We start from the raw sequence: 14,524 nt of genomic DNA, 5'->3' as shown, positions 1-14,524 counted from the left end.
CCCTCCTATCTTGCATACCGGAAAAAGTATTGACATGAAAACAATGATATTTCTTACCGGATTATTGACCGGCATATGTAAACTTTCCTTTGCACAAGGTTACACGCCGAAAATAGAGTATGGCGACTGCCAGATCAAGATTGCTACCGGATTGGTTGCGCGCTGTGGTTACCTCGTGGTGCCGGAAAACCGGCAAAAGCCCAACGGACGAACTATTAAGATCCCCTTTGTCTTTGCACGGAAGCCGGACATGGATTCCACCAAAGATGTATTCCTGTACACTACCGGCGGACCGGGTTATAGCACGATTGCCAACTTCGATAGCCTGCGCTATAATTCCGACTTCTTCCAGTTTGGCCCTTTCCTTGTTTTTGACCAACGGGGCACTAAAAGGTCGCAGCCCTGCCTGGATTGTCCCGAAGTAAGTGAAGCTGCTAAAAGGTCTTACCGCGAAGGCTTATCGTTTGACAGTCTGCAATTATTAGCCGTAAAGCAATGCCGTAAAAGGCTGGCGGCACAGGGCATCGATCTTTCGGCATATACGACCATCGAAAGCGCCGCCGATATCAATGATCTGCACAAAGCGCTGAAGCTCGATTCGCTCAGGCTGTTTGGTATCTCCTATAGTGGCGGACTGATGCTTACCGTAGCAAGGAACCATCCTGAGGCTGTAAAATCAATGTTCCTTAATTCTCCTTTACCTGGTTTTGTAAATTATGAGGAGCATGCTTTGTTCAACTTCAACGGGGCACTAGACCGGGTGTTTGCGAACTGTGAAGCTGACTCTACTCAGGATGCGCAATACAATGGCCTGCGTGAGCGGTTCCATGCGTATTTTTCTTCTATCACCGGCAAACGTTTCCCTATTCGTTATGCAGTAAAAGATTCGAAGGATTCTTTTACTGTTCAATACGGCAAGAACGAGTTGATCAATGCCGTGATCGATCGGCTCAATATGTGGCAATTAAAGTCTGTGCCTTTTGTGATGAATGAACTTATCAATGGCAATCACGCGACTTATGTGAAGGAACAACTCGATGGCGTTTTCAATAATAACAATTCGCTTTCTGCCGGCATGCGGTACAGCATCTATTGTTCTGAGCAAATTGCTTATTCCAATAAAACGCTGGTCAAAAAGCAGGACACCCTATTACCGTGGCTGGCAGGCATCCGTTTCAACAATGTGAATCATGCTGTTTGTGATTGCTGGCAGGTGAAGCCGGAACCTGCTATTGCCAAAACGCCTGTGTATTCGAATGTACCGGCACTGCTGGCAGCCGGGGATGTCGATCCGTGGTGCCCACCTTTTTATAACCGGCTTATTCAACGAACTATGCCCAATGCTCAAATTCTTATTGTGCGAGATAATGGACATGTTGCCCGGGCGGGAATGAAAGGGATTGACTTTGTAAAGCTATTCTTTACTGCTCCATATAAGAAGTTGGTGTCGCCGCTCAAAGAAGTGACAGTAGAATAAAAGCAAACGTCCCGGCAGGAATACCTGCCGGGACGTTTGCAAATTTCTTTCTTAGAATGTATAACGTAAGGTAACTCCGTATGTACGGGGATCACCTAAAACGGAAGCGTATTGGCCTGCATTACCTCCAGCTATCAGCAATTGCTCATGGTAATCTTTATTGAACAAGTTGCGGGACCAAACGAACGCCGATAATCCATTAGTTGCCCGAAATCCAGTGCGTGCATTTACCAACGTATATCCATCAACATTCAAATAAGCGGAAGGCGAAGCGCTGGATGAGAAATCGGAGCGATAAAATCCTTCCAGGGCCAGGAAAAACCTACTGGCATTTCCTATAAATGAGGCAGGCGTTGAAAACTCTCCTCCAAGTGAACCTGCCCAATCAGATATTCCCGGCAACTTTCCACCCGAAATATCTTTGAAGGCAAGTTGTTGTCCGTTTTGCGTCAACCCTGTCTCTTCAAGGGGCAAAGGAGCGTTTGTGAATTTTTCATACTTGCCATCAGTATATGCCAACGCGCCAAAGAAGGTAAAGTTTTTGCTGGCCCGATAGTTTGCATCCACCTCAAATCCACGAACCCTTACTTTTTCTGCATTCGCCAGGTAACCACGGTTCACCCCAATCTCAGGCGACTGAACGTTGGTCTGATAGTCTTTAATGTCGGAGTTATGGAATGTAACGTTGAGGGTAAGATCGTCTGTAAAGTTTGTCTTAACGCCAATTTCGTAGTGCTTTACATCTTCGGGCCTGATCACTGCGAGGTCGGTTGCAGGCTTATTGTTAACGGTCGGAAGTCCCGAAACGTTTACACCAACAGGCTTGAAGCTCGTTGAATACGTGGCAAAGGCATTGATCTTACGGTTTGGCCTGTATGCCACTGTTATCTGGTAGGTTAAATTGTTTTCGTCTGCATCTGCCACATATGATTGATTGGTGTATACCAGTGCTTTCAAAGCGAGTAAATCCGGGTCAGTAGTCTGTAACCCTCCGTAGGTGGTTCTATCATATACAACATCCTTTTTATCATAGTTGAATCTCAAACCTGGCAAAATGTGCAGTCCTTTGATGACTTCCCAATCAACGTTTGCAAATGCGGCGGCGCTAATTGATTTAATGGAGAACCTGTTTCTTATGCCAAATCCCTCAAATAACCCCGGCGTCTTCCATTTATCACTGGTGGTGCTTTGTGAAAATCTCCATGTTGCAGAGCCTGCTTCTTCAATTGCTACAGGATCTGTTTGTACTTCCTGATCGATAAAGTAGAGACCAATGACACCGCTCAGGTTAGAAGAGAACTCGCCTGCGTAGCGGATCTCCTGTGACCAGTTGGAATGTTTGGAATAGTTGCTTGACCTCGCCAAAGACTGTAGTCCCGTGAAATCCCTGTCATTTGAAGGATCCCATTTCCAGAATCGCCAGGCTGTTGTTGAAGTAAGGGTACCGGGGCCAATTTTCGTATCGACCGTTACAGAAGCACCTCCCACATCATTTCCCGAGTTCCATGGGGTATCGTGGTCAACTAACCTATCGAATGCATTCTGGCTTGGCAACTTATAATTAAGGTCAGCAATGATGGCATTGAACTGGCGGTAGGCAGCACGTTTTGTTGGCACTACACCAGCCACCACCTGTGCATATCCATTGGGTCGCTGACGTGAAAAGTCACCGGATAACAGGATCGAGGTGTTATCAGATATCTTATATAAAAACTGTCCTTTCAAGCCAAGGTTATTGATATCGTTGATGTACTTAAGGTTGCGTTGGTTATAAATAGTTCCATCACGCTGTGTACCTGAAAACGAAAACCTGCCTGCTATTTTTTTTGTAAGGGCACCTGTGATCGATGCTTTCGCCTGTACAAATCCATAGTTACCGTAACTAACCTCGAAGGTGCCACCTGATTTAAAACTCGGTTTTCTGGTTGTGATGTTTAAAGCGCCAGATGTGGTGTTTTTGCCGAATAGAGTTCCTTGCGGCCCGCGCAACACCTCAATTTGCTCAATGTCTATAAAGTCCAATGTTGCTGCGGCCGGCCGGGCAAAATACACACCGTCAACATACATACCCACGCCAGGATCCAATCCATCATTGGTAAGACCAAATGGTGAACCTAATCCGCGAATGTTCAATCCCGTATTACGTGGATTGGATGAGTATAATTGTACAGATGGAATCAACTCTTTTACACGGTTAACATTGAATGCCCCTGCGGCATCTACTTGTGCTCCACTAACAACGCTCACAGGAATTGGTACATCCTGGAGTAATTCTCTGCGCCTGCGGGAAGTGATGACAATGGTATCGTTTTGAAACAAAGCCTGTAAGCGTATAACAACATCACTGGTTGCCTCCCGGATAGTTCGCTCTTCAGAGTCGAACCCGGCAAAACTTACGACCAATGTAACAGGGAATTTGTCAATACCTGTTACTGTGAAATATCCCAACGAGTCGGCTGTTGCCGCAATCCTGGTATTCTTTACAAGAACGGTGGCATAAGGAATGCCCTGGTTGGTTCCGCTAACCACACGGCCTGAAACCTGCGCTAAAGCCAGGAAGGGCATTAAAACGATTGCCAATAGAATGATCCGTTTCATTATTTACATTTTCAATGTTGGTGATGACGCTTTACAGCGATTTAGATAAAGTATACTGTTTTCATGTGGGGATGCGATCAGTAGTTTACATAGTCCATCTATTCAGTAGACAATAATAGAACATTATTTTCAGAAATCGAACAAAGTCTACTATTTTTGTAGGAATATACCATTGATGGTTCCCTGCTCACCATACTTATTGGTCATTTATTATCCTGTTGGGGTTTGGCTGATAGGCATCGCTCTCTTATTTTTCTTTCTTGACTATGCGATCAGGAGAATCAGGAAAAGAATGCTGTGGCTGAAGGCGCAAGCTTTGTTGCTGGAGGAGGATTTTATTCCTTGAACATTAACTACTCAAGCAAGCCGGAGGCTTGCAAATAGGCGTCACCAGCCGGAGGCTGGCGACAGAAGGCCAGCCGTATTGGACATCTACTTAACCCCAAACGGCATGGCAGAACACTCCTCCTATCACAACTACATGGTTGATAATCATTTATTACTCCGTGAAAAGACGGTCCCGCTCCTCTCATTTTCCGGGTTGCGTAAACAGATTTTCCGGGTTGGCGCACACCCGCCCCGGCGGGCTGGTCTAATTTGCGGCCCGAAAATAAATTCTGATTATGCACATGAGACGCTACGCTGCATCATTATTGGCCAGCCTTTTCCTGTTGTCTTTCCTGCCTGTTTGGGCTCAACAGCAACAGGGTGGCTCTATCAAAGGCCGTATCATCACCAGCGATGACAGACCCGCCGCCTGGGTTACTGTACTATTGAAAGGTTCGAAGAAAACAGTTACTACTGACGAGCAAGGTCATTTTACTATAAAGAATATCAAAGCAGGCAGCTACGAACTGGAAGTAAGTCTCGTAGGTTATGAAAGTGCCGTGAAAAGCGTGGTAGTGGATGACAATCAAACGACCACTGTGGAGATACCCATGAACGTATCTAACAAACAACTGGAAGAAGTGATCATCCGCTCAAGCAAAGGAGCCTATAATGTGAAGCAAGGTTCTGCCTCTCTTCGCCTGAACGAGCCGCTGCTGGAAGCACCTCAAAATATACAAGTAGTAACCAGCGCCAACCTGGCCGACCAGCAGGTTATCAGCATGAGTGATGGCGTGATCCGCAATATCAGCGGTGCTGTGCGCCTTGAACACTGGGGTGACCTGTATACAAATATCCATATGCGCGGCACACAGATCCAGGCTTTCCGCAATGGTTTCAACGTCGTGAGTTCTTTCTGGGGTCCACTTACTGAAGATATGAGCATCGTGGATCACATCGAGTTTGTAAAAGGTCCTGCCGGTTTCATGCTGGCCAATGGCGACCCGAGTGGTTTATATAACGTGGTAACCAAGAAGCCTACCGGACAAACCAGGGGTGAAGCTTCTTTCACTGTCGGCAGCTGGGATCTGTATCGTGCTTCGCTGGACCTGGATGGCAAGTTGAGCAAGAATGGTAAATTATTGTATCGTCTAAACCTCGCTGCTCAAAACAAAAAATCTTTCCGTGATTTCGAATATAATAACCGCTACACTTTTGCTCCGGTTATCTCTTACCAGGTGGATGAAAAGACAAAGCTCACGCTGGAATACAATCTGCAGAATGCCCGCATGGCTGATGTAGGTTCTTTTTATGTATTCAGCCCCAAGGGTTACGCCAGCCTGCCCCGCAACTTTACACAAATGCAACCAGGACTGGAGCCCACCAAGATCAATGACCATAGTGTTACTGTAAACCTGCAGCATGCGCTGAATGATGACTGGAAACTAACCGCTCAGGCTGCTTATTATAATTATCAGCAGCAGGGTACCAGCTTGTGGCCTGCTTCAGTAAATCCTGATGGCAAAATGATCAGGCAGGTGGGTTTATGGGATGCCAAGAGTGAAATGAAGCTGGCGCAATTCTTCGTGAATGGCTCTGTTACTACTGGTGCTATTCAGCACCGCATCCTGGCTGGTGTTGATATGGGCACTAAAGAATATTTTGCAGACTGGTCTCAATATCACCCGCTGGATTCTGCAGGTGCTGAGTTTGATCCACTGAACCCTAATTATGGCCCTCCCGTGAATGGTTTTCCTGTGTGGGACCGTAGTCTTGACATTGAAACAAGATCCAGACTGGCTGGTGGTGATATCAACCAAAGTTATACAGGTCTGTATGCTTCCGACGAGTTGGGTTTCTTTGACAATACTGTACGCCTTACGCTTGCCGGTCGCTATACCCAAGTGAAACAATCAGCCTGGGGTGGTGCTTCCGATGAAGCAAAGCGTTTCACTCCCCGTATTGGCCTGAGTGTATCTGTAGACAGAAATACTGCTGTGTATGCATTGTATGATGAGGCTTTTGTACCTCAGGGTGGCCGCATCAAGAATGGCGACAAGGTTCGCCCTATTACCGGCAGCAATCTTGAATTTGGTATCAAACGCGATTGGTTCAACGGCCGCTGGAATACTACTGCTTCTATTTACCGCATCACCAAGCGGAATGAGTTGGCTTCTGATCCCAACGAACCTCCAACATCAGGTTTCAGTGTAGTAGTTGGAGAGAAAAGGTCTGAAGGTTTTGAATTCGACGTAAGAGGTACTATCGTGAAGGGCCTTAATGTAGTAGCCAACTACGCCTACACAGACGCCAAGTTCACCGAAGTAGCTTCCGGTGTTAATTTTAAAGTGGGTGATGTAGTACCCGGCTTCTCCAAGCACACTGTGAATAGCTGGTTAAACTACAAGTTCTCCAATGGCCCGTTGAAAGGTGTTGGTATCTCCGGTGGCTTTACCTGGCTGATGGACAGGGCTACTTCCGAATGGAGTGCTGTGCAGACCAACCAGGAACTGCCTGACTATTTCAAACTGGATGGCGGTCTCTTCTGGGAGAAGGACAAGATCAAGCTGACGTTGAATGTATTCAACATCACAGACAGATACATCTACACTGGTAGTTATTATGACTGGTTGAATGCTTACTACTGGCAAGCTGAATCGCCCAGGAATGTACGATTTGGTATCTCTTATAAGTTCTAAGATATTAGCTGTTAGCTTTTAGGGATTAGCAGTTAGCTAATCGCCATTAACCAATAACCTCGCACTATGAACAAAGGTCGCGCTTCCGAAATGGGGCGCGACTTTTGTTTTGTGAGGTTTCATTAAGTGTCCCTTCGACAGAGTTTATCCCGCCCAGCGGGACTCAGGGTGACAGTTATCAGTGCTGTGTTTTCAGGCGCTCCATGATGTTGATGACGACCTGCTGGTAAGTGAGTTTAGGATTGCGGTCGTACTTCTCCAACTCCTCGATCACCAATAGCAAGTAAATGAACTTCCGGTTTTCAATATATTGTTTTTGTAATCGCGCTGCTGCTTCAAGCTTTCCCAATTTCCGGGCCACCACCACTTCCCCAGCCCGCACAAAATATTCGAACACACATGATCGCCAGTTATTGTATCCCTGGTTTTCCATCGCTTCTTTTACGGGCTCGAAGAGATGTGCAGTTTCTTTGATCAGTTGTAGTGGTATGCGGGCCACTGCCGGATTGGAGAATGAATGTCCAAACTCATGGGTGCTGAGTTCGCGTATGTGGTCTTCGTCAGCAAACCCCATGTTCAAAGCAGCTGTATCTGCCAGGCGCTGAAGGGCAAAAGGGCCAAAGAGATTTATGATGGTGGTTTTGCCGGCAGTGGTATAGTTTACACCAAAGCCCATACCCGCAGGAATCGTGAGGCTGGGGATCAACATGTACCGGTGAAACTGTTGACGATAGAATTTTTCCATCGTTGTCACCAGCCGGGCCTCCGGCAATACTGACCTGATCTCTTTGAGGGCCTGTTCATAAAAGCGGGCGCTTTCGCGGAAGTAAGCATCAAAGTCTACTGCTTTGTAAAACCTGTTGCACGCCTCGATGAATTGTATTACTTCTTTTCTGGCGGCAGATGTATCCTTCTTCCCTTGTAAAAAAGGTTGCAGGAATTGAGCATCTGTATCGCTCCTAATGGCCGCATGAGGAAACTCATCAAGGTGGATAAGCAGATGGCCGAGACTACTGCCTTCGTGCTGTTCGGCAAAGCGGGCAATAATTCCCAGGTCGGGATCGGCAGTGAACGACCGGTATTTATGGTACAGGGCAAAGTCGTAGGCAAACCAATCCTGTTTTTTGGCGCCGTGGGCCATAGGGACCGTGTCGTGCTCATACTGTGGCCCCAGGTAGCCCATGAAAAATGTAAATCCCAGAAACTCGATGTTCTTGTAAAACTGAACGTCGATCCCTTGTTTGTTGGTAGCTGGCTTGAAGGGTTGTGCATGGGAAAAGTGACAGATCAGGACGCAGCAGAGGCAGGCTAACAGGACATGTTTCATACCAGTTATTTTTGCCTGCAAAGAACGTTTTTGGGCCAACAGCAAGCGTAGAAGCAAGGCTTGTACAGGTCCAATGATCGGTTTTCCGGACTAATTCAGGAGAAATACTGAGAGGGCGACTTGCCGGTATGGTCTTTAAAGACCTGGTTAAAGGAGGATTTGGAACTGAAGCCTGATTCCAGCGCGAGGGCCAGCAGGGTTTTATGTCGCTCTTCCGGATCGTTTATTTTGCGGATCACTTCCTGCACCCGCCATGTATTTATATAATAATGAAAGTTGGCAGCATGATAAGTATTGATGAGATAAGAAACATACCGCACTGGCAAGTCCAGTTCGCCGGCCAGTTCCTCGAGGGTGAGTTTGGGTTTCTTATACAGGCCTTTTTGTTCGAAAGCACCTTGTAGTTTATTTAGTTCTGTGGTGTCGTTGTAAGCAGCGAACATTGGTTGCACAGGCAGCTTGTTCTTTGTCGCTCTTACTACTACATCAAAGAAAGCTCCCTGGGTGTAAGACAGATAACTAAGTGTAAAGAGTAACAGGATCAGCACCAATTCGATTGCGGGGAACACCGGCAACTGCAATACGGCATCGGCCACCCACAGCAGGGTCAACAGGCTTAACAAGATAAATACAGATAACAGCTTAGCGGGATGCAGACCCGTGAATGAGACAGGCGAAGCATTGCGGCGGGCCAACTGCCTGAGTTTTTGACCTCCCCATAGCAACACTCCTATCAACCACAAGACCGGTAATATCTCTGTGAAGAACCACCAGGCTCTTATATGTATGAGGTTAGCTTGTTGCGTACTGAAACAGTTGTATATGTATTGGGCAAATTCCGCCGCTATCTCGATGGCTGCTGGTATATAATAAAGCAGGTCTTTTTTTCTAAACTTATATGTGGGGTCGATATTAGAACGGATGAAGAAATAACAGGAAGGTGGAATCAACAGATAAGACCCTATCACCCAGAAAGGAAATACGTTTTTAATATGGTGGTATCTTATTTGTATCCCCCAATCGTTGAGTAGTTCTATTGCAAAGACCAGCAGCACCAGCCCAAGGAAATATCTTGACGTGTGTTTGTTTTTGCCGGGTCCGATCAGTGCAAGGCTCAGGAGCAGCCCCTGTACCGCAGCAACGAATAATATACCTGTTTGCCAATTTTTCATGAGTATAATAGCGACCTAAAAATAGTAAATCGCATGGATATACCTTATAACATTGAAATACTGTCGGCGCCTTCTACGCTTGGGCTCAGATCGGATGGTGTGGAATTACTGGCCGAAACCTTGCTGCGGGCGGGACTCGCGCAACGTTTACAGGTAGCGCACCCTGTGGTGCAGGTGCCTACGCTGAATGAGTTTCGCAGTAAAGAGCGGGATGCTGCAACTCGCTGTTTGAACCCGCATCTTATTCACAAATTTTCGCTGGACCTTGGCAAGACTGTTACGCAAACATTAGACAAGCAACGTTTTGCGCTTGTACTGGGTGGTGATTGCAGTTTGCTGGTCGGTATTATGCCCGCTTTAAAAGTGCGAGGCAGTTATGGTTTGATCTTCATAGATGCACATGCAGACTTTTACTCGCCTGAAGCGTCCACCAGCGGAGAGGCAGCCGACATGGACCTGGCCATTGTGACCGGACGCGGTCCTACCCTGCTTACCAATATCAATGATAAACAACCGTATGTAGCCGATCAGCATGTAGTTCACATCGGACAAAGGGACTGGGAAGAAACCAAACATTATGGTTCACCGGACATACGGGATACCGCTATTCGTTGTTTTGATCTTGCCCTGATTGAAGAAAAGGGTATTGTTGCCATTGCAGCTGAAGTGCTGGAGCATATCGATTCTCTACCTGTAGACGGTTACTGGATCCATTTCGACACAGATGTATTGTCGGACGATATCAATCCTGCTGTCGATTATCGCTTGCCGGACGGGCTTTCCTTTGAGCAAGCATCTTATTTGATGCGTCATTTATTACAAACCGGCCGCATAGCTGGCATGAGTATTACCATCTATAATCCTGCGCTCGATAAAACAGGAACGGTTGCGAAGGGTATTATTGGTTGTCTGGCGCAGCTATTTAACGAATAAAAAAGGGAGATCACCCTCGTGATACTCCCTTTTGTTTCATAGCCTGTAACTGCTAATGAAACCACCCTTTACCTTAAGACTTTGAAGTCAGCTTCTTTTATGTTGTAGCGTTCCATTACTTCTTCGAGGGGAAGTGTTTTCAAATCCATTGAACGACTACCTACTATAACTTCACCGGTGGGAATAACGATGATCTTTACGCCGGAGGCATCGTAGGATGGTGGAGTAGCAGCAGCAGGGCTTGCCTGCGCAATATCGCCAGTGATACGAACCGCGAGGTAATCATTATTACCCGTTTGGTCACGGTAATTCTGAAGGGCCGTGTATTCCTCCGATCCTGCGGCCATATTGCCACTGAGGTGTGGCATAGCAAACCAAACCGCCTCCTGCGTACTGTTTTTCTTTTTCATTTTCACGTACACGAGCACTATGCCATCAGGAACCGCTCCTTCCTTATCCTCCACATAAAATCCTTCGTCGTAGTTAACACTGGTCGAATTTGAGGCACGTGCAAGCGTATAAAGACTGGCGACAAAGTTGTTCTTATTCCATCGAAACACATTGGTTGCTTCAGTGGTGTACGCAATCACTGCTCCATTGCCGGTACCACCGCTGCTACCGGGAGCGCCAGGATTGCCAGCAGGACCTTCCGGCCCTTCGGGACCATCAGGGCCTTGCTTTTCGCAAGATGCCAGGAGTGCGATCAACAAAAAGAATATGGTATTGTAATAAAGTATCTTTTTCATGATTGTGTTTTTTTGTGTGTCAGCTATCTATCCCCATTCTATTGTGCCGGTGCCTGTTTGGGGAATGATCAGAAACTTCAGCGTGGTAAATTTTATAGGCGTCCGGTAAGGTGTTCCATAATCCTGCATATCTGCCAAGACAGTGATGACATACCGGCCGGCGACTTTTTCCAGTTGATAGAGATGCGTTGCAAGGGGCCAAAACTCCGCAGCCGCGTAAGCTAATTGAAACATTCTGTTCTCGCGCAGTTCGTCGCTACCATCTTCAATCGCATATATCAATAGGGCGCCATTCTCAATGTGGGCAGTAAGCGAATCAGGTAATCTGAATGTATTGCCCTCTGTGGTGCCGACTTTCCATTTAAGCCGGTAAACAGCGTTTTCCGTATAACGGGAAATCCTTTCCCAGCTAAAAGTTGCCTGAGTGGGGGTCATCACCGAGATGATGTTGGTAGCTGTTCCGCCACCGCCTGTGCCTGGCTCACCGGCCGGCCCTTCAGGGCCTTCAGGCCCTTGGGGACCAGGCAACCCTTCTTTGGAACAGGAGAACAGGAAGCTACAGCAGCTTATTAAAACAAACAGGTATCGTTTCATAATGATCTTTTTTAAGGAATGGTGATCAATTGGTCAATGAGAGTGTATATACTTTAGAGGCAGGTGCAATGACGACTTTTACTTTATTGACCTCAATAGGGTCATTGTCTGCGCCACTGGCGTCATCTTTGATCTTTGCGTATATGACAACTTCGGTACCTTCAAAAAAACAGTCGTATATATGGTCTTTTTTTTCTCCCCAGGTCCAGGGCAGTTTGTACCAATCATTTTCTGGTCCCTCCACATACACTACTGCCAACCCTTCTTCAATGAGCTTTTTATAGGATTCAGGTATTCCAAGACCATAATTCTCCAGTTCGTATACTCCATAACCACCCCATCCATCAATACCTTGCCAATCGAGATTGGCACTTGGAGGTGTAGTAAAAGTTATGACGCTACTGCCACCACCGCCACCCCCATCTTCGCCGGGCGGGCCATCAGGCCCTTGTGGTCCTTCAGGTCCCATGGGGCCTTCGCGCTCGCAGGAAAGGAGCAAGAGCGTTATGAATATGGACAGTAAGCCTGTTATATTCCGGTTGAATGTTTTCATTGATCGTGTTTTTATGGTTAATATTTTTTGTTGTCACCCTGAGCTTGTCGAAGGGCTTCGACAGGCTCAGCCTGACATTGATTAATACCTTATGCTTGCTTCATTGCTTTTATCGCTTTCTGTTTTATCGGCTGACAGGGAGCGGATAAAGTAGAAGTAATGTTTGCCTTTGGTGGCTGTCTTGTCGGTAAACTGATCGGTGTCGCCTGCTACTGTTCCCGCTTTCACCGGTTCCTTGCCACGTTCGTAACGATAGATATTGTATTGCAGTGAGGCATTTTCAGCAGGCACTTCCCAGTTGAGCTGTATACCTGTTTGGGCGAGGTTGGCTGTTAAAGAAGCGGGCGCTGCCGGTTTGTCGCCTTTTACATTTACTGATGCCCAGGTAGCGGGAACGCTTTGTACGCCCAACATTGATTGTGTGATGACACTGTAGCGATAAGTTTCATTAGGCTTCACCAGCGTATCCACAAAACCATTGGTAGCGCGCAGGATGGTATCGGTAGTGAAGTTGCTGGCGCCAGCTGCTTTTTTACTGCGCAACAGTTTGTACCCTGATACTGTTTCATCGTAGGATACAGCGTCCCAATCCACGTATATGCGTCCATCCTCAGCATGGGCCGTTACGCGCATCGGAGGTTTGGGTACCGGTATGTTCTTAAGCGGTCTTGCTATAACCGTATCAGAAAAGGGGCTTTCAATATGGCTTGTTGAAAAAGATTTGAGTGCATACTCATAAAAGCGATCTCCTCTCAATAAACTGTCTGTGTCTGTCCAGGTATACCGTTGCATGGTATCCAGCGCTGGTATCATCGTCGTAAGCAGTTGCAGGGGTTTGCCACGCTCTGCCCGGTAGAGCCAGAAGCCGGTGGTGTTACCGCCCTGGTAATCCCAGGTAAGCTCTACGCCTTGCTTGTTGCCGGTAGTAGTGATATTACGCGGCAGTGACGGAGGCAACGCATCAATGAAACTACCAGCAAAGGCAGTGCTGCGCTTGGGCTTGTACTGTGTTTTATATTCCACTTCAAAGTAGTAGAAGTAAGCTGTGGCTGGCTGCACCTGCTGGTCGAGAAAGCTGGTATCAGTTGATGCAAATTCTGCTATCGGTTCAAATCCTTTTACGGAATTGGTGCTGCGGTAAAGTCGCAGCATTTTGATGACCTGCGCCTCCTGTAATTGCCAGGAAATATTGATGGCACGGGCGGCACTGTCGCTTATTGCTTTCACTTGTTGAGGCATGGGCATCTGCATCATATCGAGCGAAGCGATGGTGATGGTATCGGATATAGGCGCTGCATTGCCATATACATCATAGGCTTTAATAAAATAGCGGTATAAACGGCCAGCTTTTGCGGAAGTGTCTTTGATCAGGTATTGAGCAGAGTCTTTACCTGCTCTAAGACCTACAATGGCCGGCACTTTGGTATAGGCGCCGTTATCTTCCCTGCGCCAGGTCTCGATAAAGTCCGGATGGTCTTTAAAGGCAGTACCCCAGTAGAGCTGCATGTGGCGTTGAGGCTTATTAAATACAGCTTGCTGATACAAGGGAGTGGCTACGGGTAAGCGGTTAAAGCTAACCGGTATAGAAAGCGCTGCGTAGGTGCCACCTACAGCAGTTACCCGGTACTGGTAGCTTTTACCGGCCTGTACTTTTTCATCCAGCCAGAGCATATTGAACCCAGCCAGCACAGGTGTACTGTGACCAACGGTAGGTAGTTTCGCAAGGGTACCTGCCGCCTTTCCTTTTATCCATATCGAGTCAAGGTTGAGTAAAGAAAGGTCATGCTGGAAGGGTACCATATTGTCGGCTGCTGACGCACGTTTTTTGAAATCGTCTATTGTGGCAACAGCCTGCAAGGTGGCTACCACGGTAAAGTCTTTATCATTACCTGCCTTGCGTTCTATCTTGTAAGCAGTGACTGGTCCTTTCGCATCGCTGATGACATCGCCGGTGAGCACGAAGATGCCTTTGGCGCCGGGCCGGGCAAGGCCGGCCAGCATATCCTGTGCCTGTATGTGTAAGGCTGCCAGGAAGGAAAGAACGATGATTGAATACTTTTTCATTTAAGGTTATTTATCGTGTTACAGTTGGGTGTTT

Annotated in this window: 10 protein-coding genes; 3 read left to right on the top strand and 7 right to left on the bottom strand. The window is 47.1% G+C overall.

All coding sequences use genetic code 11. The annotated features are described in order from the left end of the window. The first annotated feature begins 34 nt into the window (after positions 1 to 34). Positions 35 to 1,477 (top strand): alpha/beta fold hydrolase, encoded by a 1,443-nt coding sequence (locus AC5JBY_RS14890; protein WP_495905399.1) that lies wholly within the window; start codon positions 35 to 37, stop codon positions 1,475 to 1,477. Between the two features lie 51 nt (positions 1,478 to 1,528). Here AC5JBY_RS14890 and AC5JBY_RS14885 read toward each other — a convergent pair whose 3' ends face one another. Beyond that, complete coding sequence (locus AC5JBY_RS14885; RefSeq protein WP_495905398.1) at positions 1,529 to 4,075, bottom strand: TonB-dependent receptor; 2,547 nt, start codon at positions 4,073 to 4,075, stop codon at positions 1,529 to 1,531. Positions 4,076 to 4,704: 629 nt separating this feature from the next. Here AC5JBY_RS14885 and AC5JBY_RS14880 point away from each other — a divergent pair. Continuing rightward, entirely contained in the window at positions 4,705 to 7,101 is a 2,397-nt protein-coding gene (locus AC5JBY_RS14880; protein ID WP_495905397.1) for a TonB-dependent siderophore receptor, read from the top strand. Positions 7,102 to 7,279: 178 nt separating this feature from the next. Here the strand turns inward: AC5JBY_RS14880 and AC5JBY_RS14875 are convergent, their stop codons facing one another. Together AC5JBY_RS14875 and AC5JBY_RS14870 are read right to left on the bottom strand one after the other, a co-directional pair. Further along, positions 7,280 to 8,428, bottom strand: a complete 1,149-nt coding sequence (locus tag AC5JBY_RS14875) for a DUF4932 domain-containing protein (RefSeq protein ID WP_495905396.1) — start codon at positions 8,426 to 8,428, stop codon at positions 7,280 to 7,282. A 95-nt stretch (positions 8,429 to 8,523) separates the two neighbouring features. Then, entirely contained in the window at positions 8,524 to 9,600 is a 1,077-nt protein-coding gene (locus AC5JBY_RS14870) for a helix-turn-helix domain-containing protein (RefSeq protein ID WP_495905395.1), read from the bottom strand. A 33-nt stretch (positions 9,601 to 9,633) separates the two neighbouring features. Between AC5JBY_RS14870 and AC5JBY_RS14865 the strand changes: the two genes are divergently transcribed. Next, complete coding sequence (locus tag AC5JBY_RS14865; protein ID WP_495905394.1) at positions 9,634 to 10,533, top strand: arginase family protein; 900 nt, start codon at positions 9,634 to 9,636, stop codon at positions 10,531 to 10,533. A 68-nt stretch (positions 10,534 to 10,601) separates the two neighbouring features. On the opposite strand, the gene AC5JBY_RS14860 is transcribed toward AC5JBY_RS14865, so the two are convergent. From AC5JBY_RS14860 to AC5JBY_RS14845, 4 genes are all read right to left on the bottom strand, one after another. Continuing rightward, on the bottom strand, positions 10,602 to 11,279 hold the full coding sequence (locus AC5JBY_RS14860) for a collagen-like triple helix repeat-containing protein (RefSeq protein WP_495905393.1): 678 nt from the start codon (positions 11,277 to 11,279) through the stop codon (positions 10,602 to 10,604). Positions 11,280 to 11,306: 27 nt separating this feature from the next. Beyond that, the gene (locus tag AC5JBY_RS14855; protein ID WP_495905392.1) at positions 11,307 to 11,873 is read right to left on the bottom strand and encodes a hypothetical protein; all 567 of its coding nucleotides are present in this window, start codon (positions 11,871 to 11,873) and stop codon (positions 11,307 to 11,309) included. Positions 11,874 to 11,898: 25 nt separating this feature from the next. Then, positions 11,899 to 12,426, bottom strand: a complete 528-nt coding sequence (locus AC5JBY_RS14850; protein ID WP_495905391.1) for a hypothetical protein — start codon at positions 12,424 to 12,426, stop codon at positions 11,899 to 11,901. Between the two features lie 81 nt (positions 12,427 to 12,507). Next, complete coding sequence (locus tag AC5JBY_RS14845) at positions 12,508 to 14,490, bottom strand: fibronectin type III domain-containing protein (RefSeq protein ID WP_495905390.1); 1,983 nt, start codon at positions 14,488 to 14,490, stop codon at positions 12,508 to 12,510. Positions 14,491 to 14,524 lie beyond the last annotated feature (34 nt).

It is taken from the genome of Paraflavitalea sp. (genome assembly GCF_059502485.1).
The sequence above is the reverse complement of the archived record's forward strand: the minus strand, read 5'-3'. Positions and strand labels throughout refer to the sequence as shown.